The organism is Mycobacterium sp. 852002-53434_SCH5985345 (assembly GCF_001667155.1).
Classification (GTDB): Bacteria; Actinomycetota; Actinomycetes; order Mycobacteriales; family Mycobacteriaceae; genus Mycobacterium.
Window position 1 is genome coordinate 1 of the sequence record NZ_LZIE01000074.1, and the last position, 24,372, is coordinate 24,372.

The following is a 24,372-nucleotide window of genomic DNA, read 5'->3' on the forward strand; positions in this document are numbered from 1 at the left end:
GCGACCCGGGCGATCGCCCCCGCCCGCAGGTAGTCGCCATAGGAGAACCCTCCCGGCACCACCACGGCGTCGACGCCCTTGAGGTCGGCGTCGGCGTGCCACAGGCTGACCGCCTCGGCCCCGACACTCCGCGCCGCCCGGGCGGCGTCGACGTCGTCCAGGGTCCCCGGAAAGGTGATGATGCCGATTCTTGCCGTCACTTGGTCTCCCGGCTGATCGTCCAGTCCTCGATCACCGTGTTCGCCAACAAAGTCTCCGCTATGTCGGCCAGCACCGAATCGTCGACGGTGTCGTCCACCTCGAGTTCGAATCTCTTGCCCTGTCTGACATCTGAGATTCCCGGATGGCCGAGTCGGCCCAACGCGCCGACGATGGCCTGACCCTGCGGGTCGAGAATCTCCGCTTTGGGCATCACATGAACGACTACCCGGCCCACCGGCGCTCCTCCTCAGATCTGTCTTCGCGCCAACTCTACCGGCGTAGGTGCGGCTCGGCCGTTACGGGCACGAGGCAATGTAGGCCTCGCAGAGGGGCGCGGTCATGGCGTTCAGTACGGGGTCGTCGGCCATTGCCGGCCACGGGACCTGCGGCGGGCCCGACGACCAGAGCGTGAGCTCGCTGATCGTGCTGCTGGCCGGGTGGGCGAGCAGGTAGGTATGCATGACGACCGGACCACTGATCACGGCGGCCATCCGGCTCGTTTCGTCGCTGGTGATCGATGGTGATTGCAACGGCGCACGTTGCTGGCAGGAGCGCAGCGCGGCGACGGCGTTGCTGAACACCGACCCGACGATGGCGCCGCCGCTTGCCGTATCGCCGCGCCAGTGCAGGATCTGCGCCTGCAACTGCCACTGCCCATCCGGGTGGGCGACCGTGGCGCGTGCCACGACCGCCGAGTCGCGGGGGTCACGCGGCACCGGCGGCGTGGAACACACCTCCTCGAACCGGAATCGAGGGCCGGGTGTCGACCCGGTCACCTGCGCCGCCAGGCCAGCCAGCGGGGGCCAGCTGTAAACCGGATCCAGCGGCACCGCTCGGCGCTGGATCCACGCGGAGTCGGGGATCTGGTCACACACGGGCGGACAGGCCTGCGGTTCGGCGTGTGCGGGCACGGCGATGATGAGAGCCACCGCGAGGCCGCCGACCACGACCATGGTCGCCAGGATCACCCGCATCGGCATCACCCCCGTCGGGGCACAATCGTAGTCATGCAGCTGACGCATTTCGGCCATTCCTGTCTACTTGCAGAATTCGACCACACCCGCGTGCTCTTCGATCCTGGAACGTTTGCGCACGGTTTTGAGGGCATAACGGGGTTATCGGCCATCCTGATCACCCATCAGCACCCCGACCACGTCGACGGCACCCGCCTGCCTGCGCTGCTCGAGGGCAACCCGGATGCCGCGCTGTTCGCCGATCCGCAAACCACCGCCCAGCTGGGCGCGCCCTGCCAGGCCGTGCACGTCGGTGACGAGCTGAGCATCGGTGAGCTGACGGTTCGCGCGGTCGGCGGCAGACACGCCGTCATTCACCCCGAAATCCCTGTGATAGAGAACATTTCATTCCTGGTGGGCGACGGCGATCATCGCGCCAGACTGATGCACCCCGGCGATGCGCTGTTCGTGCCCGACGAGCCCGTGGACGTATTGGCGACACCGGCGGCCGCCCCGTGGATGAAGATCTCCGAGGCCGTCGACTACCTGCGCGCGGTGGCACCCGCGCGCGCGGTGCCCATCCACCAAGGGATCATCGCTCCGGACGCGCGGGGCATCTACTATGGCCGGCTCACCGAGATGACCACGACCGATTTTCAGGTGCTGCCCGAGGAGGACGCGGTCACCTTCTGACCGCTACTCACCTCGAGTGTCGCGCCAGAGTGACGCTCGCGTGCCAGGGTTGCGCGCGCGTGACGTTGGGCGATGCGCTACCGCGCTAGGCGATGTCGTCGGCCACGCCGCGGCCGGCGGCCCGGCCGGAGAAGATGCAGCCACCCAGGAAGGTGCCCTCCAGGGCGCGGTAGCCGTGCACGCCACCTCCGCCGAAGCCGGCCACCTCACCGGCGGCGTACAAGCCGTTCAGGGGGGTGCCGTCGGCTTTCAGCACGCGGGCGGCCAAATCGGTTTCGATGCCGCCCAACGTCTTTCGGGTCAGGATGTGCAGCTTCACCGCGATCATCGGCCCCGCCTTCGGATCGGTCAGCCGGTGCGGTGCCACCACCCGGCCGAGCCGGTCGCCGAGATAGCCGCGGGCGGCGCGGATCGCGGTGATCTGGCCGTCCTTGCTGAACTTGTTGGCCACCTCGCGGTCGCGGGCGGTCACCTCGCCCTCCACCGTGGCGTAGTCCAGGGGCGCCACGTCGGGCAACTTGTTCATCCCGGTGACCAATTCCCGCAACGAGTTTGCGCTGACGAAGTCCACTCCCCGGTCGACGAACGCCTGCACCGGCCCCGGGGGGCCGGAGCGTGCCCGGTTACGCAGCAGCTCGCGCAGGCTCTGCCCGGTCAGATCGGGATTCTGCTCCTGACCGGACAGCGCGAATTCCTTCTCGATGACTTTGGCGTTCAACACAAACCACGTGTAGTCGTACCCGGATTTGGTGATGTATTCCAGCGTGCCGAGGGTGTCGAAACCGGGATACAGCGGCACGGGCAACCTCTTGCCGGTCGCGTCGAGCCACAGCGACGACGGCCCGGGGATGATCCGGATGCCGTGCAGTGGCCAGATCGGATCGTAGTTGGTGATGCCCTCGGTGTAGTGCCACATCCGGTCCGGATTGATCACCCGCGCTCCCGCCCGCTGGGAGATGCCGATCATCCTGCCATCAACGTGAGCGGGCACGCCGCTGAGTAACTGCTCGGGTATGCGGCCCATCCGCTTCGGCCAGTTCTTGCGCACCAACTCGTGGTTTGCACCGATTCCACCGCTGGTGACGATCACCGCCGGTGCGCGGAACTCGAATTGCCCCAACGCCGTTCGTGACGACGCCACACCCCTGGGTGCGGCCGAGGGCTCCAGCACCGTGCCCCGCACGCCGGTTACCGCGCCGCCCTCGACGATCAGCTCGTCGACCCGGTGGCGGTGCGCGAAGCGCACCGTCGAGCGGTCCCGCAGCTGACGGGCGAAGATCTCGACCAAAGCGGGCCCGGTGCCCCAGGTGATGTGGAAGCGGGGCACCGAATTGCCGTGGCCCCGTGCGTCATACCCACCACGTTCGGCCCAACCCACCAACGGAAAGAGCTTGAGCCCCCGGTCACGCAGCCAACGGCGCTTCTCCCCGGCGGCGAAATCGACGTAGGCGTGCGCCCATTGGCGTGGCCAGTAGTCCTCCGGCCGATCAAACGCCGCGGTGCCGAGCCAGTCCTGCAAGGCGAGTTCGTGGCTGTCGCGGATTCCCAAACGGCGCTGCTCTGGACTGTCGACGAAGAACAGGCCGCCGAACGACCAGAACGCCTGCCCACCCAGGTTGGCGCTGCTCTCCTGGTCGACGATCAGCACCCGCATGCCGCGGTCCACCAATTCGCAGGCGGCCACCAACCCTGCGAGTCCCGCCCCCACGATGATGGCATCGGCGCCGAACCCCGCGGCCGAAGAATCGCTCATGTCGGACCAGGGTAGTGCCCGCGCCGGGCGGATTGAGGGGACGCTTGGTCAGGCCGCGTCGAGAATCGCCCTGTCGCGCCGCCAGCGGTAGACCGCGGGCGCGCAGCCGTGCATCAGCGACAAATCGACGGCGTCCACCATCGCCTGCAGCGGGCCGGGTTTACGCAGGTGACGAGCTGCGACGGCAACCCGAACCACCCCGCCGCGCCGAGCGATCCGCTCGGCCGACAGCACCACCATCCGGCACCACCACGGTTCGGTGAGGAAGCCTTCCCCGATACCCAATACCCGGGAGCGCACGGTGGTGTGCCGAACCAGGTCGGTGATGCCATGCAGGTCGGCAAGCAGACGAAAACCGTTGTCCGGCAACGCCTTGACGACTCCTGGGGAAACCACCCAGCCGGGTGCCGCGAACAGCCGCGTGCGCAGCCCGAGGTGCTCGAGCACCCGGTCGGCGGCCATCAGCCGCAGGTTTGCCTCGTGCGCCCGAAGGATCGCGAACTCACCGCGGCGCTTCTTGGTGGCCGCATCGTCGTAGCCGTGCAGCACGATGGCGTCGCCGCCGGACCGCCGGTCGGTCAACCATTCGACGGTGCGCGGGTCGTGGTCGAGTCGGTAGTCACCACTGAGCCGCGGTGCCACCAACAGGGACACTGGGACATTTCGGGCATCCATTTGAGCGCAGAACGCCTCGACGTCACTCAGGGTGCGTTCGCCTATCCCCGAGACCGAGACGATCAATTTTCCAGCCACACCCGCAGTTTGACGATCTCAGGTTTCGGAATGGTGAAGGACACGCAGACGGCAGGCGTATATCGATACCGCTGGACCGCAGGTCGGGCGGGCTGCGCGCCAGCCGGAAAGGGTCCCGCGGGCGGACGGCGGGGGAATCGGTTCGATATGCTAAGCAACGCCATGGATCAGGCCCCGTATGTAGCGGCCGACATACCGCTGCCTTACGACCCCGCCCCGCAGCCGGGCGCGGGCGCGGGCGAGCGGGACTATCCCGACAAGCTGGACGCCGGCCTGTTGCGGATTTCCGGCGTGTGCATCCTCGCCACGGTCATGGCGATCGTGGACGTCACCGTCGTCAGCGTTGCGCAGCGCACCTTCATCGACCAATTCGGGTCTTCACAGGCCGTCGTCGCGTGGACGATGACCGGCTACACACTGGCATTGGCGACGGTCATACCGATCACCGGGTGGGCGGCCGACCGGTTCGGCACCAAACGGCTTTTCCTGGGCTCCGTGCTCGCCTTCACGCTAGGCTCCCTCCTGTGCGCGCTGGCCGCAAATATCCTGCAGCTCATTGTCTTTCGGGTGGCCCAAGGGATCGGCGGCGGCATGCTGCTGCCCCTGAGTTTCATGATATTGACACGTGAAGCGGGCCCGCGGCGGCTCGGTCGCCTGATGTCGATCCTGAGCATCCCGATGCTGCTCGCCCCGATCGGTGGCCCAATCCTGGGCGGCTGGCTGATCGACGCTTCGAGCTGGCGGTGGATCTTCCTGATCAACCTGCCGATCGGCCTCGTCACCATCGCGCTAGGGGCGATCATCTTTCCCCGTGACCACCCGTCGCGGTCGGAAACCTTTGACCTCGTCGGCGTGCTGCTGCTGTCACCCGGCCTGGCCATGTTCCTGTTCGCGGTGTCGTCGATCCCGCGATGCGGCACCGTGGCCGACCGCCACGTGCTCATACCGGCCATCGTCGGCCTCACCCTGATCGCGGGGTTCGTCGCCCACGCGTGGCACCGCGCCGATCACCCCCTCATCGATCTGCGGTTGTTCCGTAATCCGGTGCTCACCCACGCCAACGTGACGATGCTGGTATTCGCCGGCGCCTTCTTCGGTGCCGGCCTACTCCTGCCGAGTTACTTCCAGCAGGTGCTGCACCAGACGCCGATGCAGGCGGGCCTGCGCATGATCCCCCAGGGACTTGGCGCAATGCTGACCATGCGCCTGACCGGGCCATTGGTGGACCGACGGGGGCCCGGCAAGATCGTGCTGGTCGGTATCGCGCTGATCACCGCCGGCCTCGGCACGTTCGCCGTTGGCGTGGCCAGGCAGGCGGACTACCTGCCCACGCTGCTGATCGGCCTGGCGATCATGGGCCTCGGCATGGGCTGCACCATGATGCCGCTGTCGGTCGCCGCGGTGCAGGCGCTGGCCCCGCACCAGATAGCCCGGGGCACGACGCTGATGAGCGTCAGCCATCAAGTGGGCGGGTCGGTGGGCACCGCGCTGATGTCGATGATCCTCACCAATCAGTTCAATCGCAGTGAGAACATCGTCGCGGCGAACAAGATTGCGGCGTTACAGCAGAAAGCCGCCGTCAGCGGGGTGCCGGTAGACCAGTCCGCAATACCGCGTCAGACGCTCGACGCCGGTTTTTGGGCCAACGTCGTACACGACCTTTCTCACGCCTATACGGCGGTATTTGCGATCGCGGTGGTGTTGGTGGTCTCTACGATCATTCCGGCGTCCTTTTTACCGAAAAAGCCGGCGAGCCAAACCGTCGGTAATTAGCGCAATTCGCTATCTCAGCAAATCGCACCTAGGAGAAAGGCCGGCGTCGGCGGCCGTTACGGGTGCCCGCGCGCTCGTTCCGCGGGCTACCTGCTCCGATGGTGGGAGGTCTTACCGGACCGGGTCGATGCGCGCGCGCTGTCGTTGTGGGAACGACAACCGAAACGCCTGCACGCAGCAGGTTAGCGGCGTCGGCCGAGCCAAACGCCTAAAAGCGTCCGCTTGCGGGTACCGATATCGCTATGCTCGGCGACACAATGCAGAAGGCCTCTTCCGGCTTGTCCGACGCTCTGGTGTCCACCGCTGACACCGGAGAGTTAGACGACGACGCCGCACGTGAATACCCCGACAAGCTTGACCCCGCACTACTTCGCATCGCCGGGGTTTGCGGGTTGGCCTGCATCATGGCGATTCTCGACAACACCGTCGTCGCTGTGGCGCAACGCACCTTTATCGACCAATTCGGCTCGACCCAAGCCATCGTCTCGTGGACGATGGCCGGCTACATGTTGGCATTCGCTACTGTAATTCCGATAACCGGGTGGGCAGCCGACCGATTCGGCACCAAACGGCTCTTCATGGGTTCGATTCTGTCGTTCACGGTCGGCTCGCTACTATGCGCGATAGCGCCAAACATATTGCTTCTCATCATTTTCCGCGTCCTGCAAGGTATTGGCGGCGGCATGCTATTGCCGCTGAGCTGGACGATCTTGACTCGCGAGGCCGGCCCGAAGCGGGTCGGTCGCCTGATGGCAATCGGGGGAATTCCGATTCTGCTGGGGCCGATCGGTGGACCGATATTGGGCGGGTGGTTGATCGACTCATACGGGTGGAAGTGGATCTTCCTGGTCAACCTGCCGATAGGCCTGGCCACGTTCGTCCTTGCCGCGATCCTCTTTTCGAAAGACCGCCCGTCCCCGTCGGAAGCACTCGACGTCACCGGGCTGCTGTTGCTGTCTCCCGGGGTGGCGATATTCCTATGCGGGGTGTCGTCCATCCCCGGACGACACACGATTGCCGACCCCTACGTGTGGGTACCGATGGTCATCGGCGTGACGCTCATCACCGCTTTCGTCTTGCACGCCCGGTTCCGCACGGATCATCCGCTCATCGACCTTCGGCTGTTCAAGAACCCGGTGGTCACCGAGGTCAACGTGACGCTGCTGGTATTCGCCGCCGCCTCAGTCGGCGCCACGCTGCTCATACCCAGCTACTTCCAGCTCGTATTGCATGAGACGCCCATGCAGGCGGGCCTGCACCTCGCGCCGGTGGGACTCGGCGCCCTGATAACCCTGCCGATCGCGGGGGTGTACATGGACAGATACGGGGCGGGCAAAATAGTGCTGCTTGGCCTCCCGGTAATGGCCATAGGCCTTGGGATCTTCACGCTGGGCGTGGCGAGGCAGGCTCATTATTCGCCGATCCTGCTCGCCGGTCTGACGATCACAGGCCTGGGTGTGGGTTGCACCACGACGCCGCTCTCTGCAGCCCTCATGCAGTCACTCGCGCCGCATCAGATCGCCCGCGGTACGACGCTGGTAAGCGTCAACCAGCAGCTGGGCGGCTCGATTGGTGCCGCCCTGATGGCGGTGGTCTTGACCAACCAGTTCACCAGCGATGAAACCTTGGCCGCCGCGAGCAAAATGGCCTCGCTGCAGGAGGAGGCCGACAGACGCGGGCTGCCGGTTGATCCGGCGGCAATCCCACGCCAGGCCCTGTCCCCGGATTTCGCCAGCCATGTCACGCATAACCTCTCCCAGGTCTACACCCTGGTGTTCGTGCTGGCCGTCGTCCTGGTGGCGTTCACGATCATCCCGGCCGCATTTCTGCCGCGCAAGCCGGTAACACCCCACGACGTTTCGTGACCGTCGGGCGTTATCCCTCGACGTCGTCTTTCTGTCCGCCGCCATCGCGGTGGCCTTCGGCGACAGCCAATAGCCAGGCGTACTGGAATGCGGTCTCCTGCCACGCCTTGTAGCGGCCACTGACCCCGCCGTGACCGGCGTTCATCTGGGTCTTCAGCAGAATCGGACTGCCGTTGGCGTTGGCGTGCCGCAACGCCGCCACCCACTTGGCCGGCTCGACGTAGTAGACCCTGGTGTCGTTCAGGGAAGTCATCGCCAAAATGGCCGGATACTGCTTGGCCTCGACATTCTCATAAGGCGAATATGACTTCATGTAGGAATAGACGTCTTTGTCCTGCAACGGGTTTCCCCATTCGTCCCATTCCGTGACGGTCAGCGGCAAGGAGGGATCGAGGATGGTGGTCAGCGGGTCGACGAACGGGACCTGCGCCAGGATGCCGGCGAAGAGATCCGGCGCCAGGTTGGCGACCGCCCCCATCAGCAGGCCGCCCGCACTGCCGCCCAGCGCCACCAGCTGATGCGGCCGGGTGACACCCGTGTCGACCAAGTGCCTTGCCACAGCTACGAAGTCGGTGAAGGTGTTCTTCTTCTCCAACAGCTTGCCGTGCTCGTACCACGGCCGGCCCATTTCACCGCCACCGCGGACGTGGGCGATGGCGAAAACCATGCCGCGGTCCAGCAGCGACAACCGAGCGATGGAGAAGCTGGGGTCGGTGCATATCTCGTAGGCGCCATAGCCGTAAAGCAAGGCCGGCGCGGGGAATTCGATCCCGGCGCGGTGCACGATCGATACCGGGATGCGGGTCCCGTCGTCGGCAAGGGCCCAGTCGCGCCGTTCTACGTAGTCGTCGGTGCGGTAACCGCCGAGCACAGGTTGCTCGCGCAGCAAGGTTCTTTCCCCGGTGGCAAAGTCGATGTCGTATACCCGCGCCGGGATGACCAGCGACCCCGCTCTGATTCGCAACTTGGGCGCGTCCCAGTTCGGGTTGCCCGCGAGACCGGCCGACATCAGCTCCGAGTCGAACGTAATCTCCTCGGGCTCATCGTATTTCCCTCCGGAATCGATCCGCCACACCTGGAGCCGGGGCAAAGCCTCCCTCCGGTAGCTGACCACCAGATGGCCGGCAAAGGCGTCCACCCCGTCGAGCCGCACGTCGTCGCGGTGCGGGATCAGGGTGCGCTGCTGGGTCGGTTCGCTCACCGGCGCTTCGGTCAGCGTGAAGTTCACCGCGTCTTCGTTGTGCAGAATCAAGAACCGGTCCTGCCCACCGACCACCGCGTGCTCGACGGCGTACTCGATGCCTTCGCGCCGCGGCAGCACGACGGAGAACGGTGCGCGCGGATCGGCGGCGTCGGCGTACCGGTACTCGGAGGTGATGGAGGAACCCGATGCGATCAATACGTAGGCTTCACTCCGGGTGAGCCCGACGCCGAGCCAAAACCGTTCGTCGGCCTCGTGATACACCAACTCCGCGGTCTCGTCGGAGCCCACCCGGTAGCGCCAGACCTTGTCGGGGCGGTGCGCCTCATCCAGGGTCAGGTAGTACACGGTGCGGTTGTCGGCCGCCCAGGTCGCGCCCGCCCCGATGTCGGCGATCTGGTCCGGATACAGCTCGCCGGTGCGCAGGTCCTTGAAGCGCAGGGTATAACGTTCGTCCCCGACGGTGTCGACGGAATATGCCAGCAGATTCCCGTCCAGGCTGACGGTGGCGGCACCGAGCGCGAAGAATTCGTGGCCGTGCGCCTCGGCGTTCGAGTCGAGCAGGATCTGCTCGCCGGGTATTTCGGTGTCCTCTTCCAAAGTCGGCGGATCCCAGTCATCGGGATCGCCGACCGGACAACGGCACTGGACGCGGTACTGCTTTCCTTCGAAGGTGCGGGCGTAGTACCACCAGTCGCCCTGCCGCGTCGGAACCGACAGGTCGGTCTCCTTGGTACGCGCCTTGATCTCATCGAAGATTTTCTGCCGCAACGGTTCGAGATCAGCCGTCATCCGATCGACGTAATCGTTCTCCGCCTCGAGGTAGGCGATGACTTCGGGGTCGGACTTGTCGCGCAGCCACTCATAGGGGTCGATGAAGACGTCGCCGTGATGCTCGCGTCGGCGCTCCTCGCGCTTGGCGACGGGCGGCGCTGACGCGCCGGCACGTGTTTCCGTCATGCGCCGATCCACTCGTCGAAACTCAGGCCCGAAATGCGTTCGTAGGCATCGATATAACGACCTCGAGTCGCGTCGATGATGTGGTCGGGCAGAGGCGGCGGTGGTTGCGAGCCATGGCGGTCCCAGCCCGACTCGGGGCCGGTTAGCCAGTTCCGGACGAATTGCTTGTCGAAACTCGTCTGCACAACCCCGACCCGGTAATCCTCGGCCGGCCAGTATCGCGAGGAGTCCGGGGTGAAGATCTCGTCGGCCAGCAGCAAGTTGCCGTCGCGGTCGGTGCCGAACTCAAACTTCGTGTCGGCGATGATGATTCCCCTCGTCAAGGCGTGGTCGGCGGCCTGGACATAGATCTGCAGCGTGCGGTCGCGCAGCTGGTTGGCATAAACGCCGCCCACTAACTCGATCACCCGGTCGAACGAGATGTTCTCGTCGTGATCCCCCAGCGCGGCTTTGGTGGCGGGGGTGAACAGGGGTTCGGAGAACTTGCTGGCCTCGACGAGGCCGGGCGGCAGGGTGATGCCGCAGACCTTCCCGGTCGCCTGATAGTCCAGCAATCCAGACCCGGTGAGGTAGCCGCGCGCCACACACTCCACCGGCAGCATCTCCAGCCGCCGCACCACCAGGGCACGACCCAGGACCTCCTCGGGAATCCGAGGGTCATCCGGTGGCCCGGCCAGGTGATTGGGGGCGTCGACCAGACCGAAGAAGAAGACGCTCATCGCGGTGAGGATGCGGCCCTTGTCCGGGATCGTGCTGTCGAGGACATAGTCGTACGCCGAGATCCGGTCGGTCGCGACCAGCAGCAGATGTTCCTCGTCGACGGAAAAGATCTCGCGAACCTTCCCGCTGGCCAGGTGCCGGTAGTCGGACAGTGCAGGGCGCATCGGGTTAGCCTATCGGGCACCCGGGAAGGGGCCGCGTGTCGGGAGCTGTGCTGGGATCGAGACTATGACCCCGCGGTTTTTGCCCTACTCCACCCGACCGGGCCGGCTGCTGGCCCAGCTGCTCAGCGACTTCGCCGTCGTCCTGTGGACCGCCATATGGCTGCTCGTCGGTCTGGCGGTTTACGACGCCGTTTCGACGATCGCCGAGGCCGGCAGGCAAGTCGAGAGCGGCGCGCATGGCATCGCCGGCAACCTTGCGTCGGCCGGCAAGGGCGCCCAGCACATCCCTTTGGTGGGGGACGCGGTCAGCCAGCCGCTGAACTCTGCCAGCCAGGCAGCGCTCGATCTCGCGGGTGCCGGCCACGACCTGGACTCCACGGCCAGCTGGCTTGCGGTCCTGCTGGCGATGGCCATCGCCGCCGTCCCTATCCTCGTCGCGGACGTGCCGTGGCTTCTCCTGCGGCTGCGGTTCTTTCGACGGAAATTGACGGTGACAGCGCTGGCCGCGACCCCGGCCGGCGAGCAACTCCTTGCCTTGCGGGCACTGACGAACAGGCCGCCGGGAAAGCTCGCCGCGGTCAGCGCGGATCCGGTCGGTGGGTGGCGCCGGGAGGATCCGTTGACCATCCGGGCGCTGGCCGCGCTCGAATTACGCGCGGCCGGCATCTCGATCGGCCGGCTGTAGCAGCGCGCGGCCGAGCAGCATTAGCCCAGCGACGACGACAACGAGCCATGCCGCCAACGCGTCCCAAAAGAATACGAGCGAAACCGTTAGCAATGACCGCTCGCCGATTTCGCCTGCCATGGCGTAGCTGGCCGCGGAATACATACCCAGCGGGAACACGAACGCCCACCACACCCCGGCGAAACGCAACATGTTGGGACGCCTGCTGATCCGGTGTAGGCCGAAGTAGATCAGTGGCGGTATCCACAGGGTGGCCGTCACCCACGTCACGACCGTGACGATGCGGACGGCGCAGGTCAGCCACACGGGGGCGAGGGGGTGGATGTTGGCGCCGGCCAGCGTCGCAATCGCCATGCCGCCCATCAGGATCCAGGTATCCGGCTCGAATCCGTCCCGGTCCTGGCGCTCGTTGACGACCCGCCACACGATCAGCCAGGTCACCAGGCCGTAGAAGAGGATCGCCGCCGCCCACACGGCCACGGCTACGGTCAGCCACCAACGGTGACCGGTGTGGTACGCCGCCCGGGCGATGACGATCGCTAGCCCTGAGCTTCCCACGCTACCCAGTTGCCACGCGCCGTGGGCGCGGTCGCGCAGCGCCGACCAGCGGCGCGCCAACATATTCCGTGCGGTGAGGCCGATCAGCACCAACCAGGATGAAAGCCCCACCGCGCCGAGCACCCGCAGCACCCACACATTGGACGACAAACGGGTGTCGATCACCGCGCAGGCGGCAACGAAGGTGAACAACCGAAGGGTGACATCGGGATCCGTCAGATCCCAGCGCAACTTCTCGCGCCTGCCCACGGTCGTCGTGACCACCAGGACCACCAATAACACCAGGCCGACGGTGGCGACGACGCCCAGCGCGTCACTGACCCAGCGGTAGCCGTGGTTGTGCGCAGCGATCGACAGAATCCCTGTCGCCATCGCCGCGGCGAAGACGTCCGGCGTCGGCTCGGCCTCGGCGCGTCGGATCGTCACCGTTCCTCGAGGAGTTCCACAACCAGGTGCCGGATGCCGGTATGCCGGTTACTGCGGGCCCATTCGATCGGCCGCACAACGCGCACACCGCCGAACCGGGAGAACAGCTCCTCATAGAGCACGCGCAGTTCCAGCCGGGCCAGGTTGGCGCCCAGGCAATAATGCACACCCTGACCGAACCCTAAGTGCGGGTTGGGCTTTCGGGCGATATCAAAATCGTCGGCGCGCTCGAATACGGCGGCGTCGCGATTCGCCGAGCCCTCCCAGATCTGGATCTTCTGGCCCGCCTCGATCGACTGACCGCCGAGCGTGGCGTCGCGCGTGGCGGTGCGCCGCTTGGACGGCGACGGCGACGTCCACCGCACGATCTCCTCGACGGCGGTCGGCAGCGCGTCGAGATCCGCGCGCAGCGCCCGCAGTTGCTCCGGATGGTTGGCCAGCGCCAGCAGCCCTCCGGCGACCGCATTGCGCGTCGTCTCCGCGCCGGCGCTGAACAACAGGCTGAAGAACAGGTAGAGCTCGAGGTCCGACAGGGACGGCGCGTCCGCGTCGTCGACCATCGCGTTCGCCACGACCGACAACATGTCGTCGGTCGGCTCGGCCCGCTTCGACGCGATCAGCTGTTGGCCGTACTCGTACATCCGTGAGCCGGCCGCCGCGTCTCTTTCCGAGACCGACAGCTGCGATAATGACGCTTTGCGCGAGCCGCCGAAGTCGAACTGCGGCTCGATCGCCTCGAACAGCCAATGCCGTTCGGACTCGGGCACTCCCAACAGGATGCAGATCATCTGCATCGGCAGCTCGGCGGCAATGTCGACCAGGAAGTCGAACGGTTCCCCGGGCACCACCGCGTCGAGCAGCCGACGCGTGCGCGCCCGCAGATCGTCTTCGACCAGCCGGATCATTCGCGGTGTCAGCCCGGAACTGACGAGGCGCCGTATCTGTGAGTGACGCGGGTCGTCCATCATGTTGAGCACTTGCCCGGCGATGGAGAGGTCCTGCAGAAGCGTACCGCCGTACGGCCGGCCGCCGCCCGTGACCGAGGAGTATGTCACCGGATCCTTTAACACCTCAAGCGTTTCCGCATAGGTGGCGACGGACCAGAAGCCCTCGCTGTCGGGGGTGTTGTCGGTCGGTTCGTGCCAGTACACCGGCGCCTCACGACGGTGGATGGCGAACAAGTCGTGCGGAAATCCGTTGGCGAAATTGTCCAGATCGGTGAAGTCGATCCCCGCGAGCGAGCCGGCGAGCGTCACAGGATCGCGCCCGGGGCGTACTTGGCGGCGTCCGGGTAGCGGCTTACCAACGCGTCCACCGTGGCGGTCACTTCGTCCACCTGATCGCCGGCGGCGCCGATGAACGCCTTCTTGTCGGCCAGCGCGGCATCCAGCGCCGCCCGGTCCAGCGGCAGTCGCTCGTCGGCGGCCAACCGCTCCAGCAGGTCGGGCTCCGTGCCCTGTTCCCGCATGGCCAGGGCCGTCGCGACCGCGTGCTCGCGGATCACATGGTGCGCGGCCTCGCGCCCCATCCCCGCGCGGACCGCCGCGATGAGCACCTTGGTCGTGGCCAGGAACGGCAGGTAGCGATCCAGCTCCCGGCTGATCACCGCGGGATAGGCGCCGAACTCGTCGAGTACGGTCAAGAACGTCTCGATCTGCCCGTCTATGGCAAAGAAGCTGTCCGGCAATGCAACTCGGCGCACTACCGAGCAGAACACGTCACCCTCGTTCCACTGCGCGCCCGCGAGCTCGGCGGCCATCGAGGCGTAACCGCGCAGCACCACCTGCAGCCCGTTGACCCGTTCGCAACTGCGGGTGTTCATCTTGTGCGGCATCGCCGACGAGCCGACCTGGCCCGGAGCGAATCCCTCGGTGACGAGCTCGTGCCCTGCCATCAGCCGGATCGTGTGGGCCATCGACGACGGCCCGGCGCCGAGCTGCACCAGCGCGGAGAGCACATCGTGGTCGAGCGATCGCGGATAAACCTGCCCGACGCTGGTCAAAACCGTTGCGAAGCCTAGGAATTGGGCTACGCGACGCTCAAGTTCGGCCAGCTTTGCCGCGTCACCGTCCAGCAGGTCCAACATGTCCTGGGCGGTGCCCATCGGGCCTTTGATACCGCGCAGCGGGTAGCGGTCGATCAACTCGCGCAGCCGGGTCAACGCGATCAGCGTCTCTTGCGCGGCGGACGCGAACCGCTTGCCCAAGGTGGTGGCCTGCGCCGCGACGTTGTGGCTGCGTCCGGCCATCACCAGGTCGCGGTAGCCCACCGCTCGTTCGGCGAGCCGCGCCACCACCGCGATTCCATGGGAGAAGACCAATTCCAGGGACCGCCGGATCTGCAACTGTTCCACGTTCTCGGTCAAGTCGCGGCTGGTCATGCCCTTGTGCACGTGCTCGTGACCGGCCAGCGCGTTGAACTCCTCAATGCGGGCCTTGACATCGTGGCGCAGCGCGCGCTCGCGTTCCGCGATCGAGGCCAGGTCGACGTCCTCGATCACCCGCTCGTAGTCGGCGATCGCGTCCTGCGGAACGTCGACCCCGAGTTCCGCCTGTGCCCGCAGCACCGCCAGCCACAGCCGGCGTTCGGCGACGACCTTGGCCTCCGGCGACCAGATCGCGACCATTTCCGCGCTGGCGTACCGGGCGGCCAGGACGTTCGGAATGCTCACAGACATAGAGCTTACGATCCGGCAGGCCATACCCTGGCCAGGATGTACTTCGCCGGCGTCGATCTGGCCTGGGCCGGGCGCAATCCCACGGGGGTCGCGGTCGTCGACGCCGGGGGCTGCCTCGTGCACATCGACGCCGTCGGCGACGACGCCGCGGTGCTCGCCGCGTTGTCGCCCTACGTGCAGGGGCAGTGCCTGGTCGGATTCGACGCGCCGCTGGTGGTGACCAACCCGACCGGCCAGCGTCCCGCCGAAGCGGCGCTCAACCGCGACTTCCGCAAGTTCGAAGCCGGGGCGCACCCGGCCAACACGGCGAAACCGGAGTTCGCCGACGGCCCGCGCGCGGCGCGTCTGGCGCGGGCGTTGGGACTGGACATGGACCCGCGCTCACCGGCATGCCGGCGCGCCATCGAGGTCTACCCGCATCCGGCAACCGTGGTGCTGTTCCGGCTGGCGCGAACCCTCAAGTACAAGGCCAAGCCCGGCCGCGGCGTCGATCAGCTCAAATCCGAGTTGCTCTTGCTGATGGACGGCATAGAGAAGCTTGCGCACGCCGCGGTACCCCTGCAGGTAGCGGGTAATGAAGAGTGGGCTCGGCTGCGCAAGCGCGTAACCATTGCCGAGCGCAAAAGCGAGCTGCGCCGCGCCGAGGACCCCGTCGACGCCGTGGTCTGTGCCTATGTGGCCCTCTACGCGCAGCGCCGCCCGGCGGACGTGACGATCTACGGCGACTTCGCCACCGGGTACATCGTGACGCCTTCGCTGCCGGCCGACCGCAGGGGCCGCTGATCGATGGGGGCGAGCACTTCGATGAGATCGACCACCGTCCCCAACGCCGCCGCGCGAGGATCGCGGCCCTCGACCAACGCGGACACCACCGAACCGTCGACCGCGCAGATCAGCGTGCACACCAGCTCGATGTGTACCGTGCGGCCCGATCGCTCGACGGCCTCGGCCACGGCCTCGGCGCGCTGCCGCAGGCTGCGACGCATGGTATCGCGCAATGCGGGCAGCCGGGTGCACGCGATGTGTCGCTCGTAGCGCGAGATCAACTGGTCGCTGAGTCCCGGGCTGGACACGTCGCCGACAAGCAGGTCTACCAACACCTCGGCGATGGTCTCCGGTCCGCGGCGCCGACGGGAAAGGGCGGTAACCCGCGACCGCAGCTGTGCCACCTCGATCATCGCGATGTGTTCGACGGCACGCGCGATCAAATCATCAAGGGACGAGAAGTAATACGTAGTAGACGCCAACGGCAGTCCGGCCCGCCGAGCGACCGCGCGGTGACCCACCGCATCGAATCCGCCTTCGGCAAGCAGCTCGGCGGCGGCGCTCACGAGCGCATACCGTCGACGTTCTCCCTTCGGAGTGACTGCTGCCGTCACGAGTAGCCATCGTGCCAGTCAAAGTGGTACTGCATTGCCATTTCGGCCAAACAGTCCGCCAAAACCAACATGGCATGATGGCCCCCATGCCCGACTTGAGCCGCCGTGCCCTGCTGGGTCTCGGCGCCGGCGCCGCCGCGGGAGCAGCGGGCACGTACGCGCTCGACATCCTGTTCAAGCCCCGACCATCTCAGGCCATGCCGCTGTCGCCGGCCGGCACCCAGGCGCCGCTGGCGCCACCGACCCCACCTCTCGAACCGGCCCCCCCGGGTCAGCCGGCGCCCACCATGGTGACGGGTTCCTTCGTCTCGGCGGCGCGCGGCGGGATCAACACCAACTGGGCCATCGCGCGACCGCCAGGCCAAACGAAGGCGCTGCGACCGGTCATCGCGCTGCACGGCAAGGGCAGCGACGCATCCACGGTGATGGCCGGCGGCGTCGAACAGGGCCTGGCCCAAGCCGTCAACGCGGGCCTGCCGCCGTTTGCCGTTATCGCCGTCGACGGTGGCGGCAGTTATTGGCACAAGAGGGCGTCCGGCGAGGACAGCGGGGCGATGGTGCTCGACGAGCTCATCCCGATGTTGAGTGGCCAGGGCCTGGACACCTCGCGGGTGGCGTTCTTGGGCTGGTCGATGGGCGGCTACGGCGCATTGCTGCTGGGGGGTCGGCTGGGTCCGGCGCGCACCGCGGCGATTTGCGCCGTCAGTCCCGCACTGTGGCTCTCCTCCGGCGCTGCTGCGCCTGGTGCCTTCGACGGGCCCGACGACTTCGCGGCGAATTCGGTGTTCGGGATGCCTGCGCTGGGGTCGATTCCCATTCGGGTCGATTGCGGCGACGGCGATCCGTTTTACGCCGCGACCAAACAGTTCATCGCGCAACTGCCCCATCCGCCTGCGGGCGGTTTCTCGCCGGGCGGCCACAACGGGGAGTTCTGGAGTTCGCAGCTGCCCGCCGAGCTGACCTGGATGGCGCCGCTGCTGACGGCGTGAATGCGTTTGGCCATCGAGCGTCACGCTAGGGCGGTGCTGGGCAACGAGCGTCACGCCAGCGCTACGCTCGCGAAGGTGACGGCACCCTTCGATTGGGAGTTTCCTTACGCCTGGCCGCGAAAGCCCATGCTGGCGGACAACGTTGTGTGCACGTCGCAACCGCTGGCAGCCCAAGCGGGCCTTCGGATGCTCGCCGACGGGGGAAGCGCGGTGGATGCGGCCATCGCCACCGCCATCGCGCTTACGGTGGTGGAGCCGGTCTCCAACGGCATCGGCTCGGATGCCTTCGCCATCGTGTGGGACGGCCGGCAGTTGCACGGGCTGAATGCGTCTGGCCGTTCGCCCGCGGCCTGGACGCCGGAATACTTCGGCGGCAACGCGGTTCCGGTGGTCGGCTGGAACGCGGTCACCGTGCCGGGCGCGGTGTCGGCGTGGACCGAGTTGCACGCCAAGTTCGGCAAGCTCCCGTTCGAAAAGCTCTTCGAGCCCGCAATCCGCTACGCCCGCAACGGATTTCTGGTGTCACCGACCGTCGCGGAGCAATGGGCGGCGCAGATCCCGCTGTTCGAGAAGCAGCCCGGCTTCGCCGCCGCCTTCATGCCCGCCGGGCGGGCGCCGAAACCCGGTGAGCGGTTCAGCTTCGCCGAACAGGCCACCACCCTCGAAGAGATCGCCGCAACCAATGGCGACGCGTTCTACCGCGGAGAGCTGGCCGCCCGACTCGAGGCGCACGCGGTGGCCAACGACGGCGCGATGCGCGCCAGCGACCTCGCCGCTCACCGCGCCGACTGGGTGGGCACCATCCGCGGCACCTACCGCGGGTACACCGTCCACGAGATCCCGCCCAACGGTCACGGGATAGTGGCCCTGATCGCCCTGGGAATCCTGCAGCACTTCGACATGGGCTCGTTCCCAGTCGATTCCGCGGACAGCGTGCATCTACAGATCGAGGCGGTGAAGCTGGCCTTTGCCGACGCGCAGGCCTACGTCGCCGACATCGAGCACATGCCGGTGCGCCCGGAACACCTGCTGGACGCCGACTACCTGAGGCAACGCGCGGCCCTGATCGATCGCGCCCGGGCGAGGCCGGCATCCGCGGGCGCTCCGAGCGGGGGAACCGTGTATCTGACCGCCGCCGACGCCGCGGGGATGATGGTGTCGATGATCCAGTCGAACTACATGGGATTCGGGTCCGGTGTCGTGGTGCCGGGCACCGGGATATCGCTTCAGAACCGCGGGACGAATTTCGCTGCGGCCGAAGGACACCCGAACCGCGTGGGGCCGGCCAAACGGCCCTACCACACGATCATCCCTGGCTTTGTCACCAAAGACGGCGCCCCCGTGATGAGCTTCGGCGTGATGGGCGGAACGATGCAGCCTCAGGGTCACACACAGGTGATGGTGCGCATCGCCGACCATGGACAGAATCCGCAGGCCGCGTGTGACGGTCCTCGGTTCCGGTGGGTGCAAGGCATGCAGGTGAGCTGCGAGAAAGGCTTCCCGGCGGCGACGCTCGACGAGCTTCGCCGTCGCGGACATGACCTCGTTGCCGTGGACGACTACAACCAGTTCGGCAGCTGCCAGGCGATCTGGCGGCTCGGTGGCGGCTATTTCGCGGCTAGCGATCCCCGCCGCGACGGCCAGGCCGCGGGTTTCTAGACGCTGATCTTGCCCTCGGCCGCCAACAGCGCGATGTCGCTTCGAAAGTGGCTGCCGGGCAGTCGGATCGACCGCATCAGCTCGTACGCCTGCGACCGCGCGGCGGCGAGGTCGGCGCCGGTGCCCACCACCGACAGCACGCGACCGCCCGAGGAGACCACCTCGCCGTCGTCGCGGCGCGCCGTGCCCGCGTGCAGCACCCCGTCGACTTCCGAGCCTGCGACGACGTCCCCGACCCGAGGGCGCCCGGGATAGTTCTCCGCCGCCAGCACCACCGTGACAGCCGCCCCCTCGTACCAGCGCAACTCGCCGAAGTCGGCCAGCTTGCCGGTGCCCGCCGCGTACAGCAGTTGCCCGAACGGCGATTCCAGCAGCGCCAGCACGGCCTGGGTCTCCGGATCGCCGAACCGGCAGTTGAATTCGACCACGGCCGGCCCGTTGGCGGTGATCGCCAGTCCGACGTACAACAACCCGCAGAACGGGCTGCCGCGCTGAACCATTTCGGCCGCAACGGGTTCGACGATGTTGCCGACGATGTCCCGGTACACCTCGTCGGGAAGCCACGGAACCGGCGCGTAGGCGCCCATGCCGCCGGTGTTGGGTCCGGTATCGCCGTCGCCGACACGCTTGAAGTCCTGCGCCGGCAACAGCGGCACCACGGTCTGGCCGTCGACGACGCAGAACAGCGACACCTCCGGGCCGTCCAGATACGACTCCAGCAGCACCGGGTGGCCCGCCTCGAGCAGGCCGGCGGCGTGCGCCCGGGCGACGCCGCGGTCCGCGGTCACCACTACGCCCTTGCCCGCGGCCAGCCGGTCGTCCTTGACCACCCAGGCGGGGTCGCCCGCCGGAGGCCCGAACCGGTCCAGGGCGGCGTCCAAATGCGCCGGGCTGTCAACGGTTTCGCTGGCCGCGGTACGCACGCCGGCGGCGGCCATGACCTCCTTGGCGAACGCCTTGGAGCCTTCGATGCGGGCGGCGTCCTTGCTGGGCCCGAAGCAGACGATGCCGGCGGCTCGCAGGGCGTCGGCCACCCCCAGCACCAGCGGCACCTCGGGACCGATCACCACCAGGTCGGCACGGAGCTCGCGCGCCAGGGCGACAACGTCGGAACCCGATGTGATGTCGACGTCATGCTGCTCGGCCACGCGGGCGGTACCGGCGTTGCCGGGAGCGACGAATAACCCCGTGACCTGCGGGTCTTTCCGAAGCGCCAGCAATAGCGCATGCTCTCGTGCACCCGAACCGATCACCAGAACTCGCACGACACGTCAGACTAGCTCAGGCGTTCAGACGATTCGCTCCAGCAGGTCTTTGAGCTCTTTTTGCTGCGCGGCAGTGAGGCGTCCGAGACGCTTGTTGAACTCGTCGGACAGCAGCGCCAACCCGTCCGTGGCGGCCTTACGTCCGGCCGGAGTGAGTAGTAGTCGATGGCGCCGCAGATCGGAGGCGTCGATCTCACGACGCACGAATCCCGCGGCCTCAAGTCGTTTGAGGTAGACGGTGACCGTCGCCTTGGGCATGCTCAACGTCGCCGCCAGTTCGGCGGGGTAGGGATGCTCGTCGATCTCGGCGAGCAGGAACAGTTCCTTGGATTCGAGTCCCAGTGCGCAGATGTCGGGCTCGGCGCACGAGATGACCGACAGCAGCACGCGGTAGTTCAACGACCAGATCTTGGCCGCGTCGATCGCAGGCTTCGACTTGCCTGATCGTTCAGACATGAACTAGTTTAGGATTGAACAAACCCATGATCGAACAACTTACCAGAAGGCGGCCCCCATGCCCCTGGATCAGTACGTGACACTCGGACGCTCCGGACTGCGCGTCAGCCCCTTGTGCCTGGGCGCCATGACGTTCGGCGAAGACCTCGGCTGGGGCACCAGTGTTGAAGAGTCTCAACAGATCATCGACCGGTACACGGACCTCGGCGGCAACTTCATCGACACCGCCAACTTCTACACCCGAAGCCATTCCGAGAAGATCATCGGCGACCACGTCGGTCGCAACGCCGCCCGCCGGGATCGATTGGTGATCGCCACCAAATTCAGCGGCAACCTGTATCCCGGCGATCCCAACGGAGGGGGCTCGGGCCGTAAGTCCCTGATCAACGCTTGCGACAACTCTCTGCGGCGTCTGCAAACGGACTACATCGATCTGTACTGGTTGCACATCTGGGACGCGAACACTCCGATAGATGAGACGATGTCGGCGCTCGACGACCTCGTCCGCGCCGGAAAGGTCCGCTACATCGGCGTTTCGGACACCCCGGCGTGGAAGATCGCCGAGGCCAACCTCATCGCCCGGTTCCGTAGCTGGTCGAGCTTCGTCGGCCTGCAGGTCGAGTACTCGCTGTTGGAGCGCTCGATAGAACAGGAACTCGCCCCGATGGCAGCGGAGTTCGGCCTCGGCATCACACCGTGGTCGCCGCTGAAGAGCGGCGTGCTCAGCGGCAAGTACACCCGAGCCAATGCCGGTCGGCACGACGCCGATCGCGGCGCCATGGTCGACGCATTCCTCAACGACAAGACCTACGCGCTGATCGACGAACTCGAAGGCATCGCCAAGGCGCACGAGACGAACGTCGCCAGCGTCGCACTGGCCTGGGTGCATGCGCAGCCCGCCGTCTCCTCGGTCATCATCGGGGCGCGCAGGCTCTCGCAGCTCGAGGACAACGTCCGCGCCGTCGATGTGCGGCTCAGCACCGACGAACTGGGCCGGCTCGACGCGCTGACCAAGCCGAAATTCGGGTTCCCGCACAACATGCTGGAAATGGCGCCGGGCATCATCAACGGTGGAACGTCGGTCAACGGCGGCCTTGCGCCGATCTCCGAGTACGTGATGCCCGAAGGTGGCCGGCCTTACTGATACCGGTCAGTCCTTGTCTCCGGAGTGCATCTTCAGCGCGGTGTCCACGTTGGCCTTCTTGTCCTCTCCGGCGCCCTTCGCCGCGGCCTTCTTCCGCTTCGCGACGACGGCGTCGACGGCGCCGTTGAGCGCCGAACCGAGGGGGAAACCGAGATAGTGGGTGAGGAAGACGGCCATCTCCTTGAGCTCAGTCTCGGTCAGTTCACCGTTGAGCAGCGCGGCGTTGATCTGAATCTCGGCCAGGTCGCGGTTGCCGATCGCGGTCACCGCCGTCAACGTCATGATGCGCTTGTCGCGCATCGACAATCCCGGTCGTGTCCAGATGCTGCCGAACAGGTGATCGACGGTCAGGTCGAAGTACGCATCGCCCTCGATGTTGGGCATCTCCCAGCCGTAGACCTCGTTCATCTTCGCGAGGCCCTTGCGGCGAAGTTCGTCCATCACGCCTCTTTCTCTGTGTGTGGCACCCCGAGGCCGGCCGCCAGCCCCTCGTAGGCCAACCGGGCCAGCGGCAGATCCACCGATACCGCCTCGCCCAGGGCCAGCGCCAGGCTCAGGTCTTTCTCCCCCAGCCCCCGGGTATGCATGAACGGCTGGTACAGGAAGTGTTCCGGCTCAAGGTCTTTCATGTCGTCGCGGACCATGATCGCCCCGGGCCCGCCGGTGAGGGCATCGGTGTGACGCACCACCCGACCCAGCGCCTGCAGATCCAGTCCCGCCGCTTCCGCCAGTTTCATGGCTTCGCACGCCGCGACATACGACGTGAACGTCAACATGTTGCGGGCCAGCTTCATTCGAGTCCCAGCACCGGGCTCACCGGCGTGGATGACCACCGCCGCCCAATGTTTGAACGCCGGCTTGATCCGCTCGTACACCTCCCGATTGGCCCCCACCATGGTGGCAAGCTCGCCCTTCGCGGCGGCCGCGGCGCCACCGCTGACCGGGGCGTCCACGACATGGATGCCCTGCGGCTTGAGGTCACTGGCCAGTTCCGCAGCCGTCGTGTCGCTGATCGTCGAGTGGATCGCGATGACCGTCCCGGGCTTGGCGTGGGCGGCCAGCTCGCCGACGACCTCGCGCACCTGCGCGTCGTCGAGGACGGTGACGTGGATGATGTCGGCGGCAGCGACGTCGGCGACGCTGTCGGCCAGGCCGGCGCCCTTCTCGGCCAGCGGCGTCATCGCCTCGGTTCGGATGTCGTAAACCGTCACCCCGCCGGGCCATTCGGTCATCTTCGTGGCCATCGGCGCACCCATGTTGCCCAGCCCGATGTAGCCCAGCCTCAGATCTTCTGCCATTGGCGCCGCTCCTCCTCATCGCTCCGCTCTGCATCGTCGCCGGCGTTGCTCATGACCGGATTATCTGCCCGCCGTCAACGTTGAAGATCTGCCCCGTGATCCACGACGCCTCATCGGAGAGCAAGAACAGGCACATCCCGACCAGATCCTCGGGAGTCCCCATGCGCGACAAGGGAAGACCCTTGACGATGTCGGCCACCATCTCCTGCGGCGTGGTGGTCCGGTTGGCCTCGGTGTCGATGGGCCCGGGCGCGATCGCGTTGATCCGGATGTTCTGGCCGCCCAACTCGCGGGACAACTGTTGGGTCAGGCCGTTCACCCCGACCTTGGCCAGGCCGTAGTAGTTCGAGTACAGCCACGCCGCCGTGGACGACTGGTTGACGATCGCCCCACCGCCGCGCTTGGCCATCTTGCGATAGACGGCGCGGGTGCACCACAGGGCGCCGTCGAGGTTGACGCTCATGAACTTCTTGTAGTACTCGGGATCGATCGTGAGCAGGAAATCGAGCTTCATGCCCCCGAAGATCGCGGCGTTGTTGACCAGATAATCGATGCCGCCGAACTCGGCCAGCGCGCGGTCGGCCATCGCCTTCGCCGACGCCGGGTCGGACACATCGACGGGCACCGCCAGGGCCGTACCGCCGTCGGCGACGATCTGCTTGGCCACCGCCTCGGCCGCCTCGGACTTGATGTCGGCCACGACAACCGCGGCACCTTCACGGGCTAGCGCCTCGGCATACGCCTGACCGATGCCGCCACCGGAACCGGTGACGATCGCGACCTTGTTCTCAAACCGCATG

At 66.6% G+C, this 24,372-nt stretch carries 24 protein-coding genes; 8 read left to right on the top strand and 16 right to left on the bottom strand.

All coding sequences use genetic code 11. The features are described 5' to 3' along the window. The 3 genes from A5756_RS17510 to A5756_RS17520 form a co-directional block, all read right to left on the bottom strand. Positions 1 to 200 (bottom strand): phosphoribosylformylglycinamidine synthase subunit PurQ (locus tag A5756_RS17510; protein WP_197505794.1); only part of this gene is annotated, 200 nt, incomplete at its 3' end. After that, entirely contained in the window at positions 197 to 436 is a 240-nt protein-coding gene (gene purS, locus A5756_RS17515; RefSeq protein ID WP_066955000.1) for a phosphoribosylformylglycinamidine synthase subunit PurS, read from the bottom strand. The genes A5756_RS17510 and purS, both read right to left, overlap by 4 nt. 61 nt (positions 437 to 497) lie before the next feature. Then, positions 498 to 1,232, bottom strand: a complete 735-nt coding sequence (locus A5756_RS17520; protein WP_066955003.1) for an ATPase — start codon at positions 1,230 to 1,232, stop codon at positions 498 to 500. On the opposite strand from A5756_RS17520, the gene A5756_RS17525 reads away from it, so the two are divergent. Then, positions 1,209 to 1,847: an MBL fold metallo-hydrolase gene (locus A5756_RS17525; RefSeq protein WP_066955007.1), complete on the top strand. Its 639-nt coding sequence runs from the start codon at positions 1,209 to 1,211 to the stop codon at positions 1,845 to 1,847. The two genes, A5756_RS17520 and A5756_RS17525, sit on opposite strands and share 24 nt — an antisense overlap. Positions 1,848 to 1,932: 85 nt before the next feature. Here A5756_RS17525 and A5756_RS17530 read toward each other — a convergent pair whose 3' ends face one another. Both A5756_RS17530 and A5756_RS17535 read right to left on the bottom strand, forming a co-directional pair. Then, complete coding sequence (locus A5756_RS17530) at positions 1,933 to 3,600, bottom strand: FAD-binding dehydrogenase (RefSeq protein ID WP_066955009.1); 1,668 nt, start codon at positions 3,598 to 3,600, stop codon at positions 1,933 to 1,935. A 48-nt stretch (positions 3,601 to 3,648) separates the two neighbouring features. Beyond that, complete coding sequence (locus A5756_RS17535; protein ID WP_066955012.1) at positions 3,649 to 4,353, bottom strand: DUF2334 domain-containing protein; 705 nt, start codon at positions 4,351 to 4,353, stop codon at positions 3,649 to 3,651. Positions 4,354 to 4,500: 147 nt separating this feature from the next. Between A5756_RS17535 and A5756_RS17540 the strand changes: the two genes are divergently transcribed. Then, positions 4,501 to 6,126: a DHA2 family efflux MFS transporter permease subunit gene (locus tag A5756_RS17540; protein WP_066955015.1), complete on the top strand. Its 1,626-nt coding sequence runs from the start codon at positions 4,501 to 4,503 to the stop codon at positions 6,124 to 6,126. A gap of 242 nt (positions 6,127 to 6,368) precedes the next feature. Beyond that, on the top strand, positions 6,369 to 7,991 hold the full coding sequence (locus A5756_RS17545; protein WP_066955017.1) for a DHA2 family efflux MFS transporter permease subunit: 1,623 nt from the start codon (positions 6,369 to 6,371) through the stop codon (positions 7,989 to 7,991). Between the two features lie 10 nt (positions 7,992 to 8,001). On the opposite strand, the gene A5756_RS17550 is transcribed toward A5756_RS17545, so the two are convergent. Together A5756_RS17550 and A5756_RS17555 are read right to left on the bottom strand one after the other, a co-directional pair. Continuing rightward, positions 8,002 to 10,152, bottom strand: coding sequence for a S9 family peptidase (locus A5756_RS17550; RefSeq protein WP_066955927.1), 2,151 nt, complete (start codon positions 10,150 to 10,152; stop codon positions 8,002 to 8,004). Continuing rightward, a complete protein-coding gene (locus A5756_RS17555; protein WP_066955020.1) occupies positions 10,149 to 11,036 on the bottom strand; it encodes a phosphoribosylaminoimidazolesuccinocarboxamide synthase in 888 nt (295 codons plus the stop codon). The genes A5756_RS17550 and A5756_RS17555 overlap by 4 nt, the downstream gene beginning before the upstream one ends. A gap of 64 nt (positions 11,037 to 11,100) precedes the next feature. Between A5756_RS17555 and A5756_RS17560 the strand changes: the two genes are divergently transcribed. Further along, entirely contained in the window at positions 11,101 to 11,721 is a 621-nt protein-coding gene (locus A5756_RS17560; protein WP_066955022.1) for a hypothetical protein, read from the top strand. On the opposite strand, the gene A5756_RS17565 is transcribed toward A5756_RS17560, so the two are convergent. From A5756_RS17565 to purB, 3 genes are read right to left on the bottom strand one after another with little or no spacing between them, the layout of a single operon-like run. Continuing rightward, positions 11,686 to 12,705, bottom strand: a complete 1,020-nt coding sequence (locus A5756_RS17565; protein WP_066955025.1) for a tellurite resistance/C4-dicarboxylate transporter family protein — start codon at positions 12,703 to 12,705, stop codon at positions 11,686 to 11,688. The two genes, A5756_RS17560 and A5756_RS17565, sit on opposite strands and share 36 nt — an antisense overlap. Beyond that, on the bottom strand, positions 12,702 to 13,961 hold the full coding sequence (locus A5756_RS17570) for a cytochrome P450 (RefSeq protein ID WP_066955028.1): 1,260 nt from the start codon (positions 13,959 to 13,961) through the stop codon (positions 12,702 to 12,704). Before A5756_RS17570 ends, A5756_RS17565 begins: the two co-directional genes overlap by 4 nt. Beyond that, a complete protein-coding gene (gene purB, locus A5756_RS17575) occupies positions 13,958 to 15,376 on the bottom strand; it encodes an adenylosuccinate lyase (protein ID WP_066955031.1) in 1,419 nt (472 codons plus the stop codon). Before purB ends, A5756_RS17570 begins: the two co-directional genes overlap by 4 nt. A gap of 42 nt (positions 15,377 to 15,418) precedes the next feature. Between purB and A5756_RS17580 the strand changes: the two genes are divergently transcribed. Then, complete coding sequence (locus tag A5756_RS17580; RefSeq protein WP_066955034.1) at positions 15,419 to 16,165, top strand: DUF429 domain-containing protein; 747 nt, start codon at positions 15,419 to 15,421, stop codon at positions 16,163 to 16,165. Here the strand turns inward: A5756_RS17580 and A5756_RS17585 are convergent. Then, a complete protein-coding gene (locus tag A5756_RS17585; RefSeq protein ID WP_066955037.1) occupies positions 16,099 to 16,761 on the bottom strand; it encodes a TetR/AcrR family transcriptional regulator in 663 nt (220 codons plus the stop codon). The genes A5756_RS17580 and A5756_RS17585 overlap by 67 nt on opposite strands. Before the next feature lie 74 nt (positions 16,762 to 16,835). Here A5756_RS17585 and A5756_RS17590 point away from each other — a divergent pair, with 74 nt between their 5' ends. Then, on the top strand, positions 16,836 to 17,750 hold the full coding sequence (locus A5756_RS17590) for an alpha/beta hydrolase-fold protein (protein ID WP_066955040.1): 915 nt from the start codon (positions 16,836 to 16,838) through the stop codon (positions 17,748 to 17,750). Between the two features lie 75 nt (positions 17,751 to 17,825). Beyond that, the gene (locus tag A5756_RS17595) at positions 17,826 to 19,409 is read left to right on the top strand and encodes a gamma-glutamyltransferase family protein (RefSeq protein WP_066955935.1); all 1,584 of its coding nucleotides are present in this window, start codon (positions 17,826 to 17,828) and stop codon (positions 19,407 to 19,409) included. Here the strand turns inward: A5756_RS17595 and purD are convergent. Together purD and A5756_RS17605 are read right to left on the bottom strand one after the other, a co-directional pair. Next, on the bottom strand, positions 19,406 to 20,674 hold the full coding sequence (gene purD, locus A5756_RS17600) for a phosphoribosylamine--glycine ligase (RefSeq protein ID WP_066955043.1): 1,269 nt from the start codon (positions 20,672 to 20,674) through the stop codon (positions 19,406 to 19,408). The two genes, A5756_RS17595 and purD, sit on opposite strands and share 4 nt — an antisense overlap. Positions 20,675 to 20,698: 24 nt before the next feature. Continuing rightward, on the bottom strand, positions 20,699 to 21,130 hold the full coding sequence (locus A5756_RS17605) for a MarR family winged helix-turn-helix transcriptional regulator (RefSeq protein WP_231989201.1): 432 nt from the start codon (positions 21,128 to 21,130) through the stop codon (positions 20,699 to 20,701). Positions 21,131 to 21,188: 58 nt separating this feature from the next. On the opposite strand from A5756_RS17605, the gene A5756_RS17610 reads away from it, so the two are divergent. Continuing rightward, positions 21,189 to 22,274 (top strand): aldo/keto reductase, encoded by a 1,086-nt coding sequence (locus A5756_RS17610; protein WP_066955046.1) that lies wholly within the window; start codon positions 21,189 to 21,191, stop codon positions 22,272 to 22,274. A 6-nt stretch (positions 22,275 to 22,280) separates the two neighbouring features. Here A5756_RS17610 and A5756_RS17615 read toward each other — a convergent pair whose 3' ends face one another. From A5756_RS17615 to A5756_RS17625, 3 genes are read right to left on the bottom strand one after another with little or no spacing between them, the layout of a single operon-like run. Continuing rightward, positions 22,281 to 22,715, bottom strand: a complete 435-nt coding sequence (locus tag A5756_RS17615) for a carboxymuconolactone decarboxylase family protein (protein WP_066955049.1) — start codon at positions 22,713 to 22,715, stop codon at positions 22,281 to 22,283. Further along, complete coding sequence (locus A5756_RS17620) at positions 22,715 to 23,572, bottom strand: NAD(P)-dependent oxidoreductase (protein ID WP_066955052.1); 858 nt, start codon at positions 23,570 to 23,572, stop codon at positions 22,715 to 22,717. Before A5756_RS17620 ends, A5756_RS17615 begins: the two co-directional genes overlap by 1 nt. Before the next feature lie 49 nt (positions 23,573 to 23,621). Further along, positions 23,622 to 24,371 (bottom strand): SDR family oxidoreductase, encoded by a 750-nt coding sequence (locus A5756_RS17625; protein ID WP_066955055.1) that lies wholly within the window; start codon positions 24,369 to 24,371, stop codon positions 23,622 to 23,624. Position 24,372 lies beyond the last annotated feature (1 nt).